The 19,478-nt window shown below is 60.5% G+C and carries 31 protein-coding genes, 1 tRNA gene and 1 pseudogene; 12 read left to right on the top strand and 21 right to left on the bottom strand.

What is annotated here, in order from left to right:
* Positions 1 to 61 precede the first annotated feature (61 nt).
* Positions 62 to 592: an outer membrane protein assembly factor BamE gene (locus ACE3PR_RS11230; protein WP_374371746.1), complete on the bottom strand. Its 531-nt coding sequence runs from the start codon at positions 590 to 592 to the stop codon at positions 62 to 64.
* Between the two features lie 209 nt (positions 593 to 801).
* Between ACE3PR_RS11230 and ACE3PR_RS11225 the strand changes: the two genes are divergently transcribed.
* The 8 genes from ACE3PR_RS11225 (at position 802) to ACE3PR_RS11190 (ending at position 5,731) form a co-directional block, all read left to right on the top strand.
* Entirely contained in the window at positions 802 to 1,377 is a 576-nt protein-coding gene (locus ACE3PR_RS11225) for a ubiquinol-cytochrome C chaperone family protein (RefSeq protein ID WP_374371744.1), read from the top strand.
* A 14-nt stretch (positions 1,378 to 1,391) separates the two neighbouring features.
* Positions 1,392 to 1,943, top strand: coding sequence for a DUF177 domain-containing protein (locus ACE3PR_RS11220; protein ID WP_374371742.1), 552 nt, complete (start codon positions 1,392 to 1,394; stop codon positions 1,941 to 1,943).
* Between the two features lie 132 nt (positions 1,944 to 2,075).
* Entirely contained in the window at positions 2,076 to 2,270 is a 195-nt protein-coding gene (gene rpmF, locus ACE3PR_RS11215; protein WP_374371740.1) for a 50S ribosomal protein L32, read from the top strand.
* A gap of 40 nt (positions 2,271 to 2,310) precedes the next feature.
* Positions 2,311 to 3,360 (top strand): phosphate acyltransferase PlsX, encoded by a 1,050-nt coding sequence (plsX, locus tag ACE3PR_RS11210; protein WP_374371738.1) that lies wholly within the window; start codon positions 2,311 to 2,313, stop codon positions 3,358 to 3,360.
* Positions 3,361 to 3,364: 4 nt separating this feature from the next.
* The gene (locus ACE3PR_RS11205) at positions 3,365 to 4,342 is read left to right on the top strand and encodes a beta-ketoacyl-ACP synthase III (RefSeq protein ID WP_374371736.1); all 978 of its coding nucleotides are present in this window, start codon (positions 3,365 to 3,367) and stop codon (positions 4,340 to 4,342) included.
* Between the two features lie 173 nt (positions 4,343 to 4,515).
* Positions 4,516 to 4,824 carry an integration host factor subunit alpha gene (locus ACE3PR_RS11200; protein WP_374371734.1) on the top strand — a complete coding sequence of 103 codons (309 nt, stop codon included), beginning with the start codon at positions 4,516 to 4,518 and terminating at the stop codon, positions 4,822 to 4,824.
* Positions 4,821 to 5,450, top strand: coding sequence for a MerR family transcriptional regulator (locus tag ACE3PR_RS11195; protein ID WP_374371732.1), 630 nt, complete (start codon positions 4,821 to 4,823; stop codon positions 5,448 to 5,450). The genes ACE3PR_RS11200 and ACE3PR_RS11195 overlap by 4 nt, the downstream gene beginning before the upstream one ends.
* A 204-nt stretch (positions 5,451 to 5,654) precedes the next feature.
* A tRNA-Pro gene (locus tag ACE3PR_RS11190) sits at positions 5,655 to 5,731 on the top strand.
* 333 nt (positions 5,732 to 6,064) lie between these two features.
* Here ACE3PR_RS11190 and ACE3PR_RS11185 read toward each other — a convergent pair.
* Positions 6,065 to 6,718, bottom strand: coding sequence for a DUF4760 domain-containing protein (locus tag ACE3PR_RS11185; RefSeq protein ID WP_374371730.1), 654 nt, complete (start codon positions 6,716 to 6,718; stop codon positions 6,065 to 6,067).
* A 473-nt stretch (positions 6,719 to 7,191) separates the two neighbouring features.
* Positions 7,192 to 7,419, bottom strand: coding sequence for a hypothetical protein (locus ACE3PR_RS11180; RefSeq protein WP_374371728.1), 228 nt, complete (start codon positions 7,417 to 7,419; stop codon positions 7,192 to 7,194).
* Between the two features lie 413 nt (positions 7,420 to 7,832).
* On the opposite strand from ACE3PR_RS11180, the gene ACE3PR_RS11175 reads away from it, so the two are divergent.
* Positions 7,833 to 8,312, top strand: coding sequence for a helix-turn-helix domain-containing protein (locus ACE3PR_RS11175; protein ID WP_374372639.1), 480 nt, complete (start codon positions 7,833 to 7,835; stop codon positions 8,310 to 8,312).
* 9 nt (positions 8,313 to 8,321) lie between these two features.
* On the opposite strand, the gene ACE3PR_RS11170 is transcribed toward ACE3PR_RS11175, so the two are convergent.
* Complete coding sequence (locus ACE3PR_RS11170; RefSeq protein ID WP_374371726.1) at positions 8,322 to 8,687, bottom strand: hypothetical protein; 366 nt, start codon at positions 8,685 to 8,687, stop codon at positions 8,322 to 8,324.
* A 102-nt stretch (positions 8,688 to 8,789) separates the two neighbouring features.
* Here ACE3PR_RS11170 and ACE3PR_RS11165 point away from each other — a divergent pair, with 102 nt between their 5' ends.
* Together ACE3PR_RS11165 and ACE3PR_RS11160 are read left to right on the top strand one after the other, a co-directional pair.
* On the top strand, positions 8,790 to 9,734 hold the full coding sequence (locus ACE3PR_RS11165; RefSeq protein ID WP_374371724.1) for a hypothetical protein: 945 nt from the start codon (positions 8,790 to 8,792) through the stop codon (positions 9,732 to 9,734).
* A 43-nt stretch (positions 9,735 to 9,777) separates the two neighbouring features.
* Entirely contained in the window at positions 9,778 to 9,966 is a 189-nt protein-coding gene (locus tag ACE3PR_RS11160; RefSeq protein ID WP_374371722.1) for a DUF3606 domain-containing protein, read from the top strand.
* Positions 9,967 to 10,115: 149 nt separating this feature from the next.
* On the opposite strand, the gene ACE3PR_RS11155 is transcribed toward ACE3PR_RS11160, so the two are convergent.
* Together ACE3PR_RS11155 and ACE3PR_RS11150 are read right to left on the bottom strand one after the other, a co-directional pair.
* Entirely contained in the window at positions 10,116 to 10,826 is a 711-nt protein-coding gene (locus ACE3PR_RS11155) for a hypothetical protein (protein ID WP_374371720.1), read from the bottom strand.
* The gene (locus tag ACE3PR_RS11150; protein WP_374371718.1) at positions 10,823 to 11,326 is read right to left on the bottom strand and encodes a hypothetical protein; all 504 of its coding nucleotides are present in this window, start codon (positions 11,324 to 11,326) and stop codon (positions 10,823 to 10,825) included. The genes ACE3PR_RS11155 and ACE3PR_RS11150 overlap by 4 nt, the downstream gene beginning before the upstream one ends.
* A 60-nt stretch (positions 11,327 to 11,386) precedes the next feature.
* Here ACE3PR_RS11150 and ACE3PR_RS11145 point away from each other — a divergent pair, with 60 nt between their 5' ends.
* Complete coding sequence (locus tag ACE3PR_RS11145; RefSeq protein WP_374371716.1) at positions 11,387 to 11,623, top strand: hypothetical protein; 237 nt, start codon at positions 11,387 to 11,389, stop codon at positions 11,621 to 11,623.
* Positions 11,624 to 12,034: 411 nt separating this feature from the next.
* On the opposite strand, the gene ACE3PR_RS11140 is transcribed toward ACE3PR_RS11145, so the two are convergent.
* The 15 genes and pseudogenes from ACE3PR_RS11140 to ACE3PR_RS11070 form a co-directional block, all read right to left on the bottom strand.
* Entirely contained in the window at positions 12,035 to 12,607 is a 573-nt protein-coding gene (locus ACE3PR_RS11140; protein WP_374371714.1) for a hypothetical protein, read from the bottom strand.
* Positions 12,604 to 13,203 (bottom strand): hypothetical protein, encoded by a 600-nt coding sequence (locus ACE3PR_RS11135; RefSeq protein WP_374371712.1) that lies wholly within the window; start codon positions 13,201 to 13,203, stop codon positions 12,604 to 12,606. The genes ACE3PR_RS11140 and ACE3PR_RS11135 overlap by 4 nt, the downstream gene beginning before the upstream one ends.
* 3 nt (positions 13,204 to 13,206) lie before the next feature.
* Positions 13,207 to 13,632 carry a hypothetical protein gene (locus ACE3PR_RS11130; RefSeq protein WP_374371710.1) on the bottom strand — a complete coding sequence of 142 codons (426 nt, stop codon included), beginning with the start codon at positions 13,630 to 13,632 and terminating at the stop codon, positions 13,207 to 13,209.
* Positions 13,633 to 13,697: 65 nt separating this feature from the next.
* On the bottom strand, positions 13,698 to 14,363 hold the full coding sequence (locus ACE3PR_RS11125) for a hypothetical protein (protein ID WP_374371708.1): 666 nt from the start codon (positions 14,361 to 14,363) through the stop codon (positions 13,698 to 13,700).
* Entirely contained in the window at positions 14,353 to 14,691 is a 339-nt protein-coding gene (locus ACE3PR_RS11120) for a hypothetical protein (RefSeq protein ID WP_374371706.1), read from the bottom strand. Before ACE3PR_RS11120 ends, ACE3PR_RS11125 begins: the two co-directional genes overlap by 11 nt.
* A complete protein-coding gene (locus ACE3PR_RS11115; RefSeq protein ID WP_374371704.1) occupies positions 14,688 to 15,131 on the bottom strand; it encodes a hypothetical protein in 444 nt (147 codons plus the stop codon). Before ACE3PR_RS11115 ends, ACE3PR_RS11120 begins: the two co-directional genes overlap by 4 nt.
* Before the next feature lie 124 nt (positions 15,132 to 15,255).
* Positions 15,256 to 16,029 carry a helix-turn-helix domain-containing protein gene (locus ACE3PR_RS11110; RefSeq protein WP_374371702.1) on the bottom strand — a complete coding sequence of 258 codons (774 nt, stop codon included), beginning with the start codon at positions 16,027 to 16,029 and terminating at the stop codon, positions 15,256 to 15,258.
* On the bottom strand, positions 16,026 to 16,376 hold the full coding sequence (locus ACE3PR_RS11105) for a hypothetical protein (RefSeq protein ID WP_374371700.1): 351 nt from the start codon (positions 16,374 to 16,376) through the stop codon (positions 16,026 to 16,028). Before ACE3PR_RS11105 ends, ACE3PR_RS11110 begins: the two co-directional genes overlap by 4 nt.
* Positions 16,377 to 16,385: 9 nt before the next feature.
* Positions 16,386 to 16,616: a helix-turn-helix transcriptional regulator gene (locus tag ACE3PR_RS11100; RefSeq protein WP_374371698.1), complete on the bottom strand. Its 231-nt coding sequence runs from the start codon at positions 16,614 to 16,616 to the stop codon at positions 16,386 to 16,388.
* Between the two features lie 48 nt (positions 16,617 to 16,664).
* Positions 16,665 to 17,393 carry a hypothetical protein gene (locus tag ACE3PR_RS11095; RefSeq protein ID WP_374371696.1) on the bottom strand — a complete coding sequence of 243 codons (729 nt, stop codon included), beginning with the start codon at positions 17,391 to 17,393 and terminating at the stop codon, positions 16,665 to 16,667.
* 19 nt (positions 17,394 to 17,412) lie between these two features.
* Positions 17,413 to 17,961 carry a hypothetical protein gene (locus tag ACE3PR_RS11090; RefSeq protein ID WP_374371694.1) on the bottom strand — a complete coding sequence of 183 codons (549 nt, stop codon included), beginning with the start codon at positions 17,959 to 17,961 and terminating at the stop codon, positions 17,413 to 17,415.
* Positions 17,958 to 18,137 carry a hypothetical protein gene (locus ACE3PR_RS11085; RefSeq protein ID WP_374371692.1) on the bottom strand — a complete coding sequence of 60 codons (180 nt, stop codon included), beginning with the start codon at positions 18,135 to 18,137 and terminating at the stop codon, positions 17,958 to 17,960. Before ACE3PR_RS11085 ends, ACE3PR_RS11090 begins: the two co-directional genes overlap by 4 nt.
* Positions 18,138 to 18,234: 97 nt before the next feature.
* On the bottom strand, positions 18,235 to 18,636 hold the full coding sequence (locus ACE3PR_RS11080) for a hypothetical protein (protein WP_374371690.1): 402 nt from the start codon (positions 18,634 to 18,636) through the stop codon (positions 18,235 to 18,237).
* 17 nt (positions 18,637 to 18,653) lie between these two features.
* Positions 18,654 to 19,037, bottom strand: a complete 384-nt coding sequence (locus ACE3PR_RS11075; protein WP_374371688.1) for a hypothetical protein — start codon at positions 19,035 to 19,037, stop codon at positions 18,654 to 18,656.
* Positions 19,034 to 19,478 (bottom strand): annotated as a pseudogene (locus ACE3PR_RS11070) (hypothetical protein); the annotation flags it as partial. The pseudogene ACE3PR_RS11070 and the gene ACE3PR_RS11075, both read right to left, overlap by 4 nt.

Genomic DNA, 19,478 nt, shown 5'->3' with positions numbered 1-19,478 from the left:
CGAATGCCCCGGCCGAGTGATCGGCCGGGGTTTTTTTATGCGATCGAATGAAGCGGTTTGGTTATGGCGCGCCGGCCCCCCCGGTCGGCAGGTTGCCGCCACCGCCGGGGGTGCCCGGCGACGAGGAGCTATCGGGATCGAAGCGCCCGAGATTGCCCAGCAATTGCTGAAGGATGGTCAGTTCGTTGCCATGGGTCGGCGTGACGCGGTCGACCATGGCGACCAGGCGGCCGTCGCGCTGGTCATAGACCTTGAGGTCGTTGACGATGCCTTCCTGGTCGAAGCTGATCGCCAGCACACCCTGATCGACGACATCCGGCTCGAAGAAGGCGGTCTGGGTCGTTTTCTTGGAAACGTAGTACCAGACCTCGTCGCCGAAGGATCCCTGAGTCGAGGGAGAGCCCAGCAATTGCTGGACTCGGGTCTTGTTGTCGAGGCCGGGCTGAATCTGCACGACCTGCTCTTCGTCCGGCACGTTTCCATGCTGAACGATCTTGGGGGCGCAGGCGCCGAGCGAGATCGAGAGAATCACCGTCCCGGCCAGGCACATTTTTGGCAAAGCGTCCCGGATACAGTGAAAATAGGTGGTCATGGTAAGCGACCTGGATCCTGCCAAAGGTGTTGCACCGGCGGCTACCGGTCAGTACCGTCAGCCGAGGTTTGCGGCCGCGCGTCCTTGGACGGGGCGGCGCCGCGGGCAAGTTCGCACCGGGCGCCACAATCGTCAAGTTCCGGCCGAATGGGCGGTTGGGTTATTCCCGGCCGGCCCGGTTAGGGAAAAGGCAAGTGACTCAATCAGCCATGACCGGCTTGCTCTCGCGTTTGCTGCGGGGGCCGAGCGCGGCCAATCAGATCGCCGCGCAATTGTTTAATCGGCTGGTGACGCAGGCCAGGCAACCGGTCTTCTTCCGTGACCTGGGGGTGCCGGACTCGGTCGATGGCCGGTTTGACATGCTGGCTCTTCATGTCTTTCTGGTTTTTCAGCGTTTGAAAGGGCAGGGGCCGCGAGGCGCTGACCTGGCCCAAGCGCTCTATGATACCGCCATTCAGGATATGGAGGCCTCTCTGCGCCAGCTTGGCGCCGGGGACGCCGGGGTCGGCAAGCGGATCCGCGTGATGACCGAGGCCCTTCAGGGCCGTTTCGTGGCCTATGAAACGGCTCTTGCCGGTAACCAGATGGACGTCGAAGGAGCAGTCCGGCGAAATCTCTATGGGACGGTCGAGCCAAACCTAGAGGCCGTTCGGGTTGTTGCGCGCTATCTGCGACAAGCCAAGGAATTGGCCGACCGGCAGCCGGTTGATCGGGTCCTGCGGGGCTATTTTGAATTTCCACCGCCCCCGCTATTCCCGAGTGACACAACCACACAGAATTACTGAGTTAGCTGAGAAAAATGCCTGAATTATCTGATCAAAAAGCATTTTCTAGAATAATCGAGGCGGGCTCGATTTCGTCGCGGGGCAGCGAGCGTCGGATCGAGGCGAACGCCGCCGAATGCAAGGCCCTGGCCGATCTGCTGGATTTGCAGGCAATCGGTTCCTTGGCTGCCGATTTGTCGATGAGGCGTCTCGCTTCGGGCCTTATCGAGATCAAGGGTCGTCTCGAAGCGGATGTCATCCAGACCTGTGTCGTGACCTTGGAGCCGGTGCCGGCGAAGGTCTCTGAATCGTTCAGGGTGACTTTCGGCGAAGGGGTGGAAGAGCCGGACTTGACTGAGATCGATCTCGATTATGAGGATCAGGACCCGCCGGAGCCGATCGTCGATGGAATGATTGACCTCGGGGCCCTGGTAGCGGAGCATTTATCCTTAGGTCTTGATCCCTACCCGCGCAAGGCAGATGCTGCAATTCCGACAGAATATGAGGCTGGCCCGCTAGAGGTGCCGGAAATAGAGCGGCCGGCGACCCGTAAGCCATTTGCCGGATTGGATAAGTTGATCAAATGAGGCCGGTGACCCAAAGCGGGTGGCTATTGGCGAGGCGTGGCAAGAGGCTTGCCATCCCTCAGGAATTTGGTTATTTACGCGCCAATTGGCGGCAGGTCGTGCTGCCTCGTTTTTTTTTGAAGAGAGTGGATCATGGCAGTCCCCAAGAAGAAAGTCAGCAAGTCGCGTCGCAACATGCGCCGCAGCCACCATGCGCTGACCGTGGCCTCGTCGGCCGAATGCCCGAATTGCGGTGAGTTGAAGCGCCCGCATCACGTTTGCGGCTCTTGCGGCCATTATGACGGCCGTGAAGTCGTCGCGCAGGGTTCCGAGGCTGAGGCGGCCTAACTCCAGACCCGCTACACTCATGGCCGGGAAGGAGTAAGGGGTGAACGCCAGCCTGGCTATATCATTGGACGCAATGGGTGGCGACAACGCGCCTGACATGGTGGTCAGGGGTGCTGATATCGCACGCCAGCGTTTTCCCAATGTGCACTTCCTGCTGTTCGGCGATGAAGCACGGCTGAAGCCGATGCTCGATTCCCTTCCCGAACTCGCCAAGGTCAGCACCATCCGCCATACCGAGGTCATGGTCGCCATGGATGACAAGCCCAGTCAGGCGCTGCGCGCCGGCCGCGGCTCCTCCATGCGTCTTGCCATCGATGCCGTTCACACCGGCGAAGCTGCTGCCATCGTCTCGGCCGGCAATACCGGCGCCCTGATGGCCATGGCCAAGTTCGTGCTGAAGACCATGCCGGGCATTGATCGTCCCGCGATCGCCTCGTTCTTTCCGACCATGCGCTCGGAAAGCGTGATGCTGGATCTCGGCGCCAACGTGCAATGCGACGCCAATAATCTGGTCCAGTTCGCCGTCATGGGAAACGTCTTTGCGCGCCTCGTCCTCGGCGTGCAGGAGCCCAGCATGGGCATTCTCAATGTCGGCGCGGAAGAGCTCAAAGGCCATGATGCGGTCAAGGTCGCGGCATCCATTCTGCGCGACGTGCCGCTGCCAGGCCGCTTCGTGGGATTCGTCGAAGGTGACGACATTGCCAAGGGAACGGTCGACGTCATCGTCACCGACGGCTTTACCGGCAACATCGCCTTGAAGACCATCGAAGGTACCGTGAAGCTCTACGGTCATTGGCTGAAGCAGACCTTCAGCATGTCGATCTGGTCCAAGATTGCCTATCTCTTCGCGCGCCCGGCCTTGAACGGCCTGCGTGCCCAGGTCGATCCCCGCCGCTACAATGGGGCGATTTTGATGGGCCTCAACGGCATTTGTGTCAAAAGCCATGGCGGCACCGATTCCTTCGGCTTTGCCAATGCCATTGGGGTCGCCGTGAATATGGTCCAGAATGACGCCATGGAACGGATGCGCCACGACATCGCGCAACTGATGGCGATACCGGGTGGTGAACCGATGGCGGCGGCGCTCTAAAATCATGAATACCCGCAGATCCCTCGTCCTGTCCGCCGGCAGCTATCTGCCGAAGACGATTATCACCAATCAGGAACTCGCCGCGCGAATCGATACTAGCGACGAGTGGATCCAGCAGCGGACCGGCATCCGGCAGCGCCATGTGGCGGCCGAGGGTGAGCTGACCTCCGATCTCGCCTGCCATGCGGCCGAACAGGCGCTGCACCATGCCGGCTTGCGCGGCGCCGATATCGACCTCCTGATCCTGGCCACCACGACCCCGGACCATACCTTTCCGGCGACCGCCACCAAGGTACAGCACCGCCTGGGCATGAAGGGTGGTTTTGCCCTGGATCTCCAGGCCGTTTGCTCCGGTTTCGTTTACGGCTTGGCGGTTGCCGACAATTTCCTGCGCTGTGGCCAGGCCAAACGGGCCCTGGTGATCGGGGCCGAAACCTTCTCGCGCATTCTCGACTGGAACGACCGCAACACCTGCGTCCTTTTCGGGGACGGTGCGGGGGCGGTGGTCCTGGAAGCGGGTGAGGGCGAAGGAACCGCGAAGGATCGCGGCGTGCTTTGCACCCATCTCTTCTCCGATGGCGCCCATTACGACAAGCTCTATGTCGATGGTGGTCCTTCGACGACGCAGACGGCTGGCGTCGTTCATATGGAAGGCAAGGAAGTCTTCCGTCACGCCGTCGTCAATCTTGCAGCAGCCGTCGATGCTGCCATCGCCTCGGCCGGCATCAGCCCCGAAGATGTCGATTGGCTGGTCCCGCATCAGGCCAATCGCCGCATCATCGACAGCATGGGCAACAAGCTCAAACTGCCTCCGGAAAAGGTCGTCGTCACAGTGGACCGGCATGCCAACACCTCCGCGGCCTCGATCCCGCTCGCCTTCGCGGAAGCGGTCAATGACGGTCGCATTCAGCGTGGCCATTTGGTTTTGATGGAAGCGATGGGCGGTGGCTTCACCTGGGGCTCGGCGCTGATTCGCTACTGAATCGGCAGGACTCCGCGCGAATCGGGCGTTCTTCCAGCCCACACATGGGAGCGCAGTTAAACGTCGCTCTCTAATTGACTGATTTCAGAGTAAACGATACGCTTCCTTCCCCATGCGGCGACGGGCTAGAATGCCGCCGATCAACGTGGCCCACCAATCAGGTAGGGGGGGAGATGAAGGGCAATACAATCACCCGCGCGCATCTGGCCGAAGCGGTCTATCAAGAGGTCGGTCTGTCGCGCAACGAATCCGCCGAGTTGGTGGACACCGTCCTTGACGAAGTCTCGAACGCGCTCGTGCGCGGCGAGAGCGTCAAGATTTCCTCCTTTGGCAGCTTCCTCGTGCGCATGAAGGGCGAACGTATCGGTCGCAATCCGAAGACCGGTGAAGAAGTGCCGATCAAGCCGCGCCGCGTCCTCGTGTTCCGCGCGTCGCATGTCCTCAAGGACCGGGTCAACAAGGGCGCCGATAAGCAGCCATGAGTTCTTCCGCCGAACGTGCATCATCCGAGCGCGCCCTGGCAGATACCGGGTCGCAAGCCAAGAACGAAGCCGCCAGGGCCGAGCAGCGTCGTGCGAACGCGCGCCGGGTTGAGAAGGCCGCGGGTGCCTTCCGTACCATCAGCGAGGTCGCGGACGATCTGGAGGTGCCGCAGCATGTCCTGCGGTTCTGGGAGACCAAATTCCCCCAGATCAAGCCGATGAAACGCGGCGGTGGCCGGCGCTATTACCGGCCCGAGGACGTCGACCTGCTGCGCGCCATCCGTGGCCTGCTCTACGACCAGGGATACACCATCAAGGGCGTCCAGAAGCTGATCCGCGAGGGGGCTCTGCGCCTTGGTGCCGAGGCCGACCTTGATGGCAGTTCCAGCACGGCTGAGGCGGCGCTGGTGGCAGCCATGAGCAATGGCCATGCGGAAGATGCCCTGGCAGCGGCCGATTCCGCCGCCGACCCGGCTTTCGCCGCCAAACTGGGCCAGGCGCAATCCATGTTGGACTTGCCCCTGTTCAAGGCCGCCAGCCTGGACGAGCGCCAGGTCCGCGAAGTGAAGGCCATCACCGAGGAACTCGAGGAATTGCGGGACCGCCTGCGAAAGGTCCTCGGCTAAAGCCGGGGGCCTTCAGGCTGCTTGGCAGACGCCCGTTAACTATTCCCCCCGCTAAGTATCCTTTGACACCGGTTTCTTTACGTTGCGCGGGGCCATGTGCCCCGCTATATAGAGCGCGCCGTCGGCACCCCCTAAGGCCCGAGTGAACCTCGCCTTTCGCCGGCCGGTCCAGGCTCCCGTCAGTGGAGCCTCGAGAACAAGCGTCGGAGCGTGGCGCAGCCTGGTAGCGCACTAGACTGGGGGTCTAGGGGTCGCAGGTTCAAATCCTGTCGCTCCGACCATTTTTTCAATAAGTTAGCTGATATGCGAGAGCGGCGATTTGGCCGATTTCGTAGCCTGGGTAACAACCTGGGTAACGTGAGAAAATACACGGCATCGCGAACGCCGTTCGCAGTGGTGGCCGGGGCCGGCATTCAAGCGAACGACATCGCCGGGAACGGCGGGCTAATGGTGGTTGAATGTCACGTAATGCTTGGAGGGCAAGCCTCTGCACCGATATATCCCGGCAGAATCAAAAGGGCCGCCTAGGGGCGGCCCTTTCTCGGTCAGGCTACTAGCCTTTAGATGGCATATCCTTGGGTCATTGTGTGCTCCCTTTCTACTACTTGATGTGGTCAGTGAGGCGTTGATTTCCAAACGTTATAGATCTTCTCAAGGTCGTCCCACATCATGTTGTCGTGATGGACCCGACGCGTCTGGCTAATCCATGGCAGCAGCTTGGGCCATGTAGCGATAACAATGCCGCAAAATTGCGCTTTGACGAGGTCCGTGTCAACCAGCCCGTGTCTAATCGAGACTGAGATTTCCTCAAGGAAATTAACGACATGGATAACATTCGTGCGCCGGGAGGCGTCAGAAACAAAGTTTATTAGCTCGTCGTTGGAGTGTGTCTCAAATTCCATGACGGAGCGCAACGTATTCCTAACGTGAAACATGGCGGGATCGTTCCATCGCTCGCCGTATCGCATGGCAAGCAATTGTGACGCCCTGAGATCGCTGAATTTTTCGCGCTCTTCACGTCGGCGAGCTATCTCGGCGTCTTCGGCATTGCGGCCGATCATCGCATTCAGTGTCTTGCCGGTATAATAGGCCGACACAACGACCCCTACGGCTGCCACGCCGGTTGCGAAGAAGACTAGAGTCTCTTTTGCGCTGCCGGAGAGCCAGTGAAACATAGCCGTCAATACGACCAAAGTGATGCCGGCAAGGACGGTAACGGTTATTGGAAATTTAACCGTAACGATTGTCCCCACCTTTTGCCCTGTCACATCGGCCTCCCCCGTTGGCGTTGGGCTGATTGTAATCCAAAGGACGAAATTGCCATGAGATATTTTTAGCGATGGCTATCGTTTTGATGGCAAGATTGGCCTGATTGGACTTACCTCGCCACCAAACAAGGGATGAAAGGCGCAAAAGCGGCGGCACGCACTGCCCGTCGATAGTCTCTAAGCCCCGCTCCGGCGGGGTTTTCCTTTGCGGTGAGCTTGGGGTCACGGGCAGCCGAATTTGAGGAACCTGGGTTCCCTGAGCATCACGTGATGCTCAGTCCGAGATGGAACGATCTTCAGCTAAAGGATGGGAACAATCGCCGATTATAACCATCCTTTTTGCCGATTACCTATGCACAGCATCCCGAATCCGGAAGACGACAGGTAGGATCTGCGCGGACTGCAAACCGGTGCGTGCGTCGCCCCCGCTCCAGTACTTTCTCTGGCCCGGCCAGCGAAGGCGCAGAATAATCTCATTCGCCGATCAGCTGACCCTTGAGAGCCTTGACGCATCGTGCACGCAAGGCCGCCTCCTGTGCGGTGTCGACGCCCGCGTCGAGATCCTGCAGGAGCTTGCTGCGGTCACTCCCGCCGGCGCCGGGCGTCGCCCTGATGAGTTCTCTGATCTGGAAAAACTCACTCATTGCGACCGGTGTTCCGCCCCGGATGATCAGGGGATTCTGGAAAATCGCTATCAGCATCTCTGGTCTCACTAACCCGCCTTAAAGGCTGCGATCAGCAAATTGCATTCCGCCACAATCCTGTGCTGCTCGGCGATGAGGCTCTCATGGTCCTTGAGGGCTTGCCCATCAGTTTCGCACCTGATCGTCTTAGACAAGTGTCTAGCGCTGATACCTGCCCGTCTGGCCTTGGCGTTGGCCCTTAGGCGCTCCAGGCGTTTCCAGGCCACGTAGTTATCGTCGGTCATTAAGCGAGGCTGTTTCATACAGCACCTCCTACTAATGCACCTCCTGGCAGGTTGGTTGAGTATTCCCCTAGCGAAAACAATAACACGCGAAGAGCGGACAAAATAGGGCCCAACCTGCGCCAGGGTATTGCCAGGGCAGCGACTATTCGCCAGCCTGCGCCGGGGCATGAATCTGGAGAAAGAATGATGGCGAAAAAGCCGGCCGCGAAGACCAAGCAGCGTAAATCCTCGGGCCGCATGGCCAGCAAAGGCTTCCCGAACCCGATCGACGTTCACGTCGGGCAGCGGATGCGCCAGCGCCGGACCCTGCTTGGCATGAGCCAGGAGACGCTCGGCGCGGCGATCGGACTGACCTTCCAGCAAGTGCAGAAATACGAGCGTGGGGCCAACCGGGTATCCGGCAGCCGCTTGTTCGACCTCAGCCGCGTGCTCGACGTGCCGATTTCCTATTTCTTCGAGGACATCCCGGGCGACGTCCAAAACAAGTCGCCGTCGAAGCTGATGGGCGTCAAGACCCTCGAGGCGGTCGAGTATGAGCCCGATCCGATGGCCAAGCGGGAGACGCTCGAGCTCGTGCGAGCCTATTATCGGATCCCAGAAGCTGCAGTGCGGCGCCGGATCGCAGAGATGGTCAAGACGCTGGCAAGGGCCGGGGGCGGGGAGTAGTCGGTCGGCCTAGTCCCCCAGAAACTCCGCGCAGAGTGCCCGGATATTCCGCTGGAAGTAATCGAACTGCCGATCGGCATCGATGACCAGATTCTCCGGCCCCCATGCCTGTCGGTCGACGTCATCGAAGACGTGCAGGGCCAAGAAGTCGACATGGTGCGGCTTCACGAATGGCGCCGCCGCCTCGGGCTGGTTCTCGACATAGCCGGCGAAGTGCCGCCACAGCGGATCCCGCATGCGCTTGTTGATGCCGCGGTCGTGAAGGTGCCGGCCGTATTCGAAAAGCCTGGCATGCCAGCCGTCAATGAAGGTGATCGCCTGGCCCTCGATTTCCATGGTGGTTGGCGCCGCGAGCGGTCGTGCAGCCTTCAGCATCGATACCTCCGTTAAGTTGTATTAACGGGGCAATGCTATCGAGAGTTGCTTTAGCGATGTCTCTGCTGCACTCTGTTATGGATAGCGGCGACAGAGGCCTTGATGAGCGACGCTGGCTTTTCCGCATTGGCCCTGCTGATTCTCACGCTTCCAGTTTGGGCGTTCTTGCTCTGCTGGCTGCTTGCTGGGTTGTCTATAAGAACGAGCATCAAAGTAGGTGCTGCCGGGGCATTGGCTATAGCTGTGGTAGGAAGCCTCCTGCTGGTCCGCTTTTTAGCGCTCGACTCGCAGTCAGCACTCATCGTCGTCATGGAAGAAAAGAGAAACGCGGAATCAGAGCAGAGATTTTCTCGAGATCCGGGACTCATTGTCACCGACATTCCTGCGGTCGCTCGTTTTAGAGAGCCCCTTACCGTTCGAGTTTCCATTGAACGCTTTGGCGCACTCGCCGATCAGCGAGCCGCGATTGCAGCGGCGAACGCTGCCGATCCCAGAGAAATGGCAGAAGCATTACCTACTACCGAGCTAATGTATGTGGATCTGATGTCGGGGGACGGGGCGTTTGAGATTACGCGTATTGCTCCGGATGAGCCCGTTCAATTCATCGCAAAAGGTAGCAGCGGTTCATGGCTCTACCGAGTCATTCCCATCATGGGCGGCAATCATTCACTCGAAGTTTATGCCGAGCAGCGAGGCTCAGGTCCAGAAGGCAAAATCGTAGTTGGGTGGCAGCCATATTCGCGAGAAATCTCAGTCGAGGTGTCCAATTTTCATGGTGTAAGCCAATTTTGGGAAGACAACAAAAAAAAGATACTAGATGTCACGATTTTCTCGGCGGTAGGGGCCATCGCGGCTGCGATTGGAACGGGCGGATACAAAAAACTCCTAGCCTGGCGGAAACTTCGTGCAAAAAAACGTCAGGACATCGCGCAGGCGCCGGGACCGGCGCCAATACTTACTCAAGAGCCTGGCGCACCCGGACTGATCGCCGAGGAGCCATCGGCGAAGCCGAGAGTCGAGCCCCCTGAGGGGGACTTGCAACCTTGACCCCCTTGTGCAGTTGGTGTGGCGCCAAACAAAGGAGGCTTCAATGGCAGACGATCTCAGCAAGCGCGGTCCGGCCGATCGTGCTCGGGTCAATGTAGAGGAGGAATGGGAGGTCAGATATTGGTGTAAGGAATTCGGTTGCACCGAGGGTGAATTGAGAATGGCGGTAGTAGACGTCGGTGTCATGGCGGCGGATGTTAGGCAATATTTCCGCAAGCCCACCGCTGACTAAACAACTGACAAGCCCTGAAATGCGAAAATATCGCCGGGATTACCCCTGCCGCATTCTTCGAAGCTGCGCCTAGATCGTTCGGCAGATCAGCCCTGCGCCGATCGCCAAGACGTAAAGCGCCAGGATCGCGAGCCACCATACCGGGCGTGTCATGCCGCCTCACCAGATATGGTGATCGCATCGGCCGACACGGTGACGCTCTGCAGTTGGCCGCCGATCCCAACGCCGGGCGCCATCTTGCCAGCCTCGAATGCGCGGCAGGATTGGGCGAATACCGCGCGATGCAGTTCGACGACGTGGCGGCCTTGATTGGCCTCGGCCCACAGCGCGTAAATCTCGGCATAGTCAGGATCGTTCACGTCGAGACCGGCCGAAAGCGTCTCGCCGGGCGACAGCTCGACCGGAGCAAAATCATCGTGGAAAGAATAGACGAATCCGATTCCTGAGCCACGCTCGCAGCAATAACCGACATGCACAATAACGGCGTCACCCGCCTCGCCCAACTCGGAGCGCAGGCGGCACAAGGTGGCCGGCGCAACGGCGTTCAATTCATCGATCGTCGTGACGCCCAGGATGGGTATTTCAGACCACCAGCGGGCGATCATGGCAGTGCTGCCCGTGCCGCCTATGACCATGTTGAGGTGCGGCATCGGGAACATCTTAAACGTATGGCCGAGGACATCGATCGTGTGGGCGCCACCTCCACCTTTGAAACACGATGTTGCGGCATCCTGCTGATCTACGGCCAGGCCGCCGTGGTCCCGGCCATGTGCAAAAGCGGCGGCATTGGCGCGATACGCCATTGTATCTTGCGAGATGACTCCACCTTCTTTCGTGATCGTCGCGCAGATGAACGTCATCTCGAGACCCTCTCGAAAATCATCAGTTTTCCAGTAATGGGAGCGACGGCACCGGCTATAGCACCCGCTGCCGCTGCGGCTGTTGCGCTATAGCCGGCGAGCAAAACGGCGTTGCCGACGCCCCACGTCACGAACGCGACCGCGATCATCACGACCACGGACAGAAGGATGCCGATCCCTGACTTGCTGCCGCCGCCCCCGCCGCCCGCAGACGGGCGAATGCGGAGCGTCAGTGACATGCCGGGCTTCGGCCGAACGACCTTCCACAGGTCCTGCGGCACGAATGTCTCGCGGTCCGTCGCGGGCTCCTTGATCCAGCACCGGGCTCGCCGCAGCGTCTTCCGATCGATTCCGGAGACCGCGATCATTTCAGCGATGGTGAGGCCAGTCGGGACCGTCCGCTGCACCACGAAATCGCCGGTATCGATCGGGATGGCCGACGAAATGGCAAGCGCCGTCACCGCGCCCGGATCGCTCATCGATTCAGCCGGGGAGATCATTGCCGACCTCCCCGGCTTCGGCCTACCATCGGAAGTTGCGAGCAACCAATGGAGGTCGAGATGTTGACGGATAAGGAAATCGAAACCTGTCGCGCGCTGGCATTGGACAACGCGGGTGAAACCACCGAAGCGCTGATGCTCGGATTGCTTACGCTCATCGGGCTTCTCCGGCAGAAAGAGGTTCTGGGGCAGCCGGAAATAGATGCCGCCTACAGAAGCACGATGAATTCGTACATGGCGACGCGGCAGCCAAATCACGCGCTCTTTGCGCTTGTTGATCTAGCCGGGCGGTCCTAGCGGCGATCCAGCGCGGGTCAGACCGGACGGGGTCATCTTCCGCGATGACGTGGAGGCAGCCCTGCCGGTCTCGCCAGATTTCGGAGCCTGTTGCCATGGTGTCGGCATCGTCGAAGGCTGTGTTGGGCGTGGGGATCATGCGGCCTCGCTCTCTGCCTGCGGTACAGGCAGCGGCGCTGCCTTCGGATCGGTCCCAAATATCACGGCGGTCTCGCCTGGCTTCGGGCCGGGTGGCCGCTTCCGCTCTTTCATCAGCCTTATCCTTTCAGTGTCCCGGCCGGTAACGAGGGGATCAATACCGGCCGGGAGTCGCGCTCGACCTGCCACGGCTTTGCGCTAGTTGTGAGCCGAGGCGTAGGGAGATCAACAACATCTCGGCTCCGCCCGGCCAACCTGCCCGAGCGTTTAAACTCATCTCGCCACCTTCGCCTTGCCGGCCTGCGCCAGGGCGCGATCCCAGCCGTGATTGCCTGCAGCGGTACCGGCGATGTCGCTGGACGAAAGTTGCCCCATGATCTCGGGGCTTTGGTGATCAGCCAGCCATTCGCAGAACATTTTCCCCGCGACCTCGGGCGATGTCGTACCGCCCGCGATGCCGCGAAGCATTTCGTCGAGAAACTGCTGTGGGATTTCCGGATTGACTGCCCGGGCGGCTTCAAACTGCGTCCTGATCCTGTCTGATACGTCGACAAGGCGATGAACTTCAGCCATCGGCACCCGATCGCGGATGAATTTTGCCGCCATGTCGGGTCGACCATTGGCGGCGCAATACTCGGCCACTTCCGCAGGATCTGGGGAATCAGTGGCGGGCGCCGGATTGCTCGGGGGCTCGACCTGCTGTGGCGCTGGCGACGGGGCGGGTGTGCTGGCTTGCGGTGCGTTTCGCGCCTCGCGCACCGCATTTCGCGCCTTGCGCTCTGCATCAACAGCGGCGTTATACTCCTTGATGGTTACCCACTTGCCGTTGTGTTTGACGAGACTCATTGCGCCGCATCCTGCTGGTCGGCGTCTTCGCCATCATCGATCTCAAGGAACGCCTCGGCGGAAATGTCCGGTCGGGGCGCCAGATCGATGCCAGCTTGCGCCGCTTCGGCTCGGATGGATTCTTCGGCTTCCTCGAGGTCGGCGATCCGGGCGTCGATCTCGTGCAGGCGTTCGGCCCGCTCCTCATCACCGATGGGGGTGATGCCCTGCTTGGTGATCGCCTTGTATTCGCTTTCAACCCTCGTAGCGAGGGCTTTGCGCAGCTGATCGCCGAAGAGTGCCGCTAGCATCGGCTCAAGGTTGTTGCTCTGATGCGCTTCGCCGACGAAAATATCGACTAGGCCGAGCGGTTCGTCGCCGAGATCCGGGCGCCAGAGCCGATCAATGAAGCTTCCATCAACGTCGAACTTCGCGGCTTCGGCGGCGAGCTTGGCATCGAGCCGAGAGAGCGCCAGAGCTTTGGTGACGGGCGCTGCCGCGACCGTCTCGCGTTCGGCCTTGAGGGTGGTGATCTCGGCCCGGATCTCGCCAAGTTTCGTTTCCACCTCGCCAACGGCGGCCTTGATGGCGGCGGTAAGTTCATTGAGTTTTTGCATGGCTCAGCGGCTCCCGAATGTGATGTCGGCCCGGCGGCCAGTGGTGGCGTTTGGCGTCTCGTCGACGAAAGCGGGATCGATACCGCGCGCCCTCAGCGCGTCGAGGCAGCGCTGTAGAAGCTGGCCGCGCTCTTCCTGCTGGGCCGCGAGACGGTCGCGCTCGGCGCCGATCTGCTGCAACTCCCACTCGTCGGCGGCCAACTTATGCTGGAGCGCGTTGAATGAGCGTATCAGGTCATCGCGCGCGTCCTTACGACTCTCAACCCGCATCGTGCCAATCGGATGCCGGCGCATTTCGGTTTCGGTGCGGCCGATGTGATCGCGGTAAAATTCCGCGCTGCTGCCCAGATCGCGGAGGCGGCGCCATCCGGCATCTTGCGCGACCTTGAGCGCCTGGAGTTTCGAGTGATTGAATCTTGCCTGTGCCATGCGCCCTTCTTGGCGCTGCTGAAAAATCGCCGTCTACTGGAAAGTTGGCGAATAAACGGCGATTTCTAGGCCGTTGATTTCGGCGGCCTTCCGCGCATCGGCGGGCGATCCGCGTAGATTTCCTTCCGCGCGCCGCGAATTAGTTGCCGCGAAACACGCGCGCCGAATCGGGCTTTCGCCGCTTTCCAGTCCTCGGATTCGCTCGGCGCCGCTGTATCGGCAGGCGTGCGACCGGCGAGGAATTGCACAAGCGCGCTATAGGGTACGCGCTCCAGCTCGGCCGCTGCGGAAAGCCAGGCCGCGAATTCGACACGGTCGAGATAGATCGCGGGCCGGTGCCAGCATGCGTGCTGGAATTCGGCATCAAGCCAGAACGAGGGCGGCAGCGCGCATTCGCGACCATCGTGCAGAACACGCGCTGTCAGGGCGCCGGCAGCCAGTACCGCCACGAAAGCGGCCGTGGCGTGGCTGTATTGCGCCAGGGCGGCGCGTTGGGCGTAGAGGCGGCGCTCGACGTCGTCTGCACGGCGGAAGGCTCCGAGCGCCTCGGTCGCGGCGCGCAAGGTGTCGGTGGCACCAGCGGCCATCGCAGCGGCTGCGGTAGACTGGATCTCCGCTTCCCACCAGATGAGCGCCTCGGCCTCGGTCGGGCGGATACGGGCCCACCAGGCGGCCATAGCGTCGGACAGGCGCAGGCCGGTGGCGGGGGTCAAGGCCCGGTCAAGATCCACGTTCGCCACCTTCGCCTACGCGGGCGTCATACACGCTAGCCAGCAACTCGACGATCATCATCAACGCCGCCGAAGTTCGCTTGTGATGACGCTCCGCCACAATGCCGGCAACGCGCCGCACTTCGTCCGGCCAGGTTGACCGCGTCTCGATCGGCGGCCACTGGCCATCGCCTAATATCGTCGCGTGCCGGCGCGCGAATTCAGCCGCGACCCACTCCGCCTTGGCAGGTGGATAATCGAAAAGCACCGATAGCAGTCGCGCATAGTCCGGCGGCGTGGCGGCGCTGGCGGGGCCTGGCGCGGGGAATCGCAGGATCTCGGCGGTCATGGTTCTTTGCCCCGCAGCAGCTCAAATCGCCCCAGCACGTGAAGGAAATTGCCGATCATGGCGCGGCGCCTTTTCGCGTTGGACTCGGGGCCGATCGCAGCGAGGAAGTCCCGCAGCTGCAGGATCATGTCATCCAACATTTCTTCGACAAGCGGATCCCAGGGCGGCGGCGCGTAGGGATCGATGGGAAGTCCCTGCTGCCGCCGCAACTTTGCGTATGCCTCCTTGCGCTTTTGGAGCGCTCGGAAGGCAATAATGTAGCCGATGCAAAGCTTCCACTCTTTCCGCCGATCACGATCCGCACGCTCGATGTAGGGCAGGCCCTCGCGTAGCAATCGTTCCAACGTCGACCGGCTGAGGCCGGTGATTTCTGCGGCATCGGCGAGGCTATAGCTCGGCTCTTCGGCCGCCCAATCCTTGGCCCCTTGTTCTTCGCTCATCCTGATTCCTCCGTTGCTGATCCGTCACCACCTAAAAAAAAGTTCTAAGCCAGTCGTTCAACGCGACTGGATGCGCCCCCGCCTGGGTAGGGTAGGGCCTAGGGGCCCCCGGGCATGGCTGCCGCTACTTGTCATTTAGCACCTGCCAGTGCGCGTCATTGAGCGCATCAACCGTGTATCGGCTGCAGCCGCTCACCCGCCGTAGGGCTTCCTCGGCTGGTCCGGGGCCGTTGTGCTCGATGGCATTGGCGATCCAGGACAGCAGGTCGGCCCTGTCGATCTCGAGCGTCAGGAGCTCGTACTTCGCCAAGAGATGCCGGGTGGCTGCCTCGTCCTCTTCCTTCTCATGAGCATCTTGTGGCGCCGCAGCGGCCTGTCGCTGCGTAACATGGGCTGATTCAGGTGGGCTGTTTAAGATGGGCTGTTTAGATGGGCTGTTATATATGGCGACACCCTGGTGTCGTTTCGGATGACGCTGGGTGTCGTTCTGGATGCCATCAGGTGTCGTTTCGCTATCGCCCGTAGCGACACCAGATGTCGTTTCCAATTCGTCATCATCGTCATTAAGAACGACACCAGATGTCGTTTCATCTTCTGGCAAAACGACACCGGGCGTCGCTTCCGGATAGCTGACCTTGAGTGCTGCTGCTCGCCTTCCGTCCTCCATATCGAACGTGCCGGCCTTGGCGACGTACCCATAGCCCTTGAGCGTCTTGATATGGCGCTGCACTGATCGCCGATGAATGCCTAGGTCAGAGGCGAGTCGGTCGGTGCTGACCCAGCAACGGCCTTCCCGGTCGACATAGCAGCACAAGGCGGCCAGGGCGCGGAGATCGTCACCTGATAGCCGGCGATCAGCGACGGCAGCACGGGGAAGGCGCGAGAAACGGCCTGTCATTCTTCACCCCTCTGCATCCGCAAGAGCTTCGATATGACGGCAGGCAGGTGAAGCGGATCGATTGTTATGACGGTGTCGTCTTCGTTGCAGTACCCACGGGGATCCCACTCGCCTTCCGCCCTGAAGGCGACGTGGCCTCGGGTATTCCAGTAGACGGCAATGCGCCGCTGCTCCTGAATCAGAGCATCACGAGACCAGGCGAATTCGCGATCATTGCCTTGATCATCGATGCCGGCGGCGCTATCTTCTCCTGGCGAGATTTCCCGTTTTTTCGACATAGAAGGCGATGCGCTGGCGGGCGTGTCGCCTTCTTCCGTTTTCGGCCCCGGCGGGCGCTGGGCGTTCATCACGCGCCATCACGCGGCTCGCTCGGCCGGCTTTTCGATCGTCATGCCCGCGCGGGCGGCGACCCAGATATCGACGGCATCGGCGTTGAACGCGATGGAGTTCGGGCCGAGTTTAATGCTGTCGGGGAAGCCGAGATCACGCTGCCAGCGGGCGAGGGTCACGCGATTCGTGACGATCTTCTTTGCTACGAGGTCGGGGTATCGATACAAGCGCATGGTGGCCACCTCCTGCTGTTTCAAGGTGGCTAACCATGTATACCGATTAAACTAGGGCAAACAGATGGGAAGTTACTTCGCCCTTTTGCGTGCCGACTTCCCACCCCCTGATGGCTTCCTCTTGCGGCCTCTTGCCTCGCGGAAAACGTCATCCGTCAGACGTGGCGCAGTGCCAATGGTGGATTTCATCTCCCGAATCACCGCGTCCACAAATCGTCTAAACGGAATGCCGCGCGTCTTCCGAAAATAGGACTCCCATATGCCGCCGAGATCGATCGCCAGGCGCTGCCGCGCTAACTTGCGAAGTTGCTGCACTACAGGCTTCTTTACCAGGGGCATGACGCGCTGGGCCGCTGCCTTGCTTTCGTGCTCCAGGAAATCCAGAGTTTGCAGCACCCTCGATGCGTCGTGAGATCCTGCAGCAGAGCGGGCAATCGCCCAAGGCTGCGGCCACCTGGCGGACGCTCGCGCAATAGCATGGTCCCAAGATGTGCCGACGCGAAACGCCGTGACTTCTATTCCGAGGTCTGCCCTTAGCGCCGCAACGCTTGCCGCAATTCGAAGGAAATAATCGCGGGTTGCCGCATAGGACGGCGGTTGGTGCTTGCTATCCTTTGCGAAAAGCTTCACGGCACCGTCGAGGGCGATCGAGAGGAATTCTCGCGCAGAGGCACCGCTCGCGCGGTATTCTTCCTCGAGCTCTGGCGGCTCGGTCCCGACCGCGTCGACGATGCGCTCGATAGCGTCACGATCGAAGTAAATCGGCTTGTAAACCCAGGCCGCCGGTTTCTTCGCCATCATCCCCTCCGCGGGCGAACGGTCACAGCTTACCCGACGCCTCTTGGATCACCTGCCGCTGCCACAGCAGATCCGCAACAACCGGCCGCAGTTTCTTGAGGCCCGGCACAATGACGCGCTCCCAGGCCTGCACGTCGCATTGCGGTTCGGGCAGGGGCTCGAGGTTATCGTCGACAAGCGGCGTGCTTGCGGAAATGCGATCGCGCCCGCGATCGTCAATCCAGATGTGAAGATGAAACCTCGCTCTATCAGCTGCGGCGATGATAGAGGCAGCCTCTTGCGCAGGCGTTAGGCCCGACGTCGTGCCGATCGGCCGGACGCGGCCACCCCAGCTGTAGCGCCAAGCTCCAAGGCCCTGGAGATACTGCATGACCTCGGCGTCGTGTTGGCGCATCCAGTGCCAAAGTTGGCAGTCATCATCATCATAGTCTCGGCCTAAAACCTTGACCTCGACGATGCGCCGGCCCGTGATTCTACCGGTGCCGAAATCGATCAGCATCGGGCGTTGATCCTGCCGGCACATGGCGTAGTACCAGCGGGAGACGGTGAGCCCGTCGAAGTCCGCGCTCATGACGCACCCCCATCATCCGAAGTCGTGATCGTCGCCGTCGATCCCATGCCGTCGCGAGCTTCGGGCAGCTTTGTCCTGGCATCTGCCGCGATCAACTCCGCGGCAAGATGCTCCAGGTCTGCGAGCTGCGGCATTTCCGCTGCCGGCAACGGTGTGGTAGTGGTCATTGTAGCCATGATTGGGGCCCTCCGTTGGCCCTTTCGTGGTCAGGCCCCGCCGGGTGGTTCCAACACTAGGCGGGGCCGTCTCTATGCCGGCGACCGGCCGGCGCGGTCAGTTAATAAAGCCCTTAATCGTTTTCATCGTTTGTTGGCAGTAATCGTTCTCGCTGTACGGCTCAAAATCGCCATTTGCGACACGGTCGATCGCGTGCTCGAACTCAGCAGTCAGGAGCATTGGATCGAACAAGGGAGCGCTATTTCCTGCTCGCGCTGCAATGTCACGCTCTACTTTAATTTCAATGCAGAAGAGCATATCCGATATCTGCCACTCCGACATTTTGTCGAGAAATGGATGTTCTCTGTGCAAGCGCTCCATATCGAGTTCGATGGTGACCTCTTCTGGCAAAGTTGTAGTGGTGTCGCCAAGGTCGAGCTCCTGCGCCACGCTCCCGCCGGCAGCAATCAGTGGCGCGAGTAAAGTGAGGACAGAAAAGGTAGTCCGAAACAAGCTCATGGGCCTCTCGCGCATTATCAAGGGATGTACTGTTTCAGCTGTTCAATTGTCTCAGGGCAGTAGAGTTCGAAATCCGCGAACTCCCGTGCTCCGAGTTTATCAATGGCGGCCAAGTGAGTGTCCAGGTATCGCGGAAGTGGCGGCGGATTCGGATTGTCTTTGTACTTCAGCCACGCCTCGTGAAGCCCCTTGTCGAAAATGCAGCGACCCATTTCCTTTTTGAGCTGCGCAGGCAATTCATCCAGCCACGGGTTTCGTTCCATTGCCGCCTCAGCCTGAGCTTTCGCCGCGGCTTTCTCTTCCGGGGTTGGTTCGGGGAAAGTCGATTGCGCGTTGCAGTCTGTCGCCGCTCCGACGAACGACAGGGCCAAGGCGAGAGCAAACGGTATATGCCAACTCATTTCGAACCTCTGAGCATTCGGACGTTGGATTGCACCGGCTCGATCAGCCGCGCCACATAGTTCGCCCATGCCTCAAAGGCCTGGCGCTTTTCATCTTCGTATTCGTGCACGTCATAGACCCGGGCAATCCCGCCGGGGATATGCGCGATGCAGCGTTCGGCGATATGCGGCGGTATCCGCAGCTTGGATAAGCCGCTGCGGAATGTCCGGCGAAGATCGTGCAATCGCCAATCCGGCATCGGTTTCGCCTCGGGGTCATCTTTCTGCCGAGCCTCGAGAATGTGCTTGTCGAGTTGCAGCTTCGCCTTGTTGAAACCGGAGACTGGGGCGTCCCCGCGGCGCCCGGTCGTGAAGACGAACGACTTGGCACCCTCGATCACGGGTGCATCCTCGATCAATGCCTTGACCTGAGGGGCGAGGGGGACCGCATGCGCCACGCCG

The organism is Dongia sp., from assembly GCF_041909655.1.
GTDB lineage: Bacteria > Pseudomonadota > Alphaproteobacteria > Dongiales > Dongiaceae > Dongia.
Note: the sequence above shows the minus strand (reverse complement) of the source record. Positions and strands in the feature narration are given on the sequence as shown.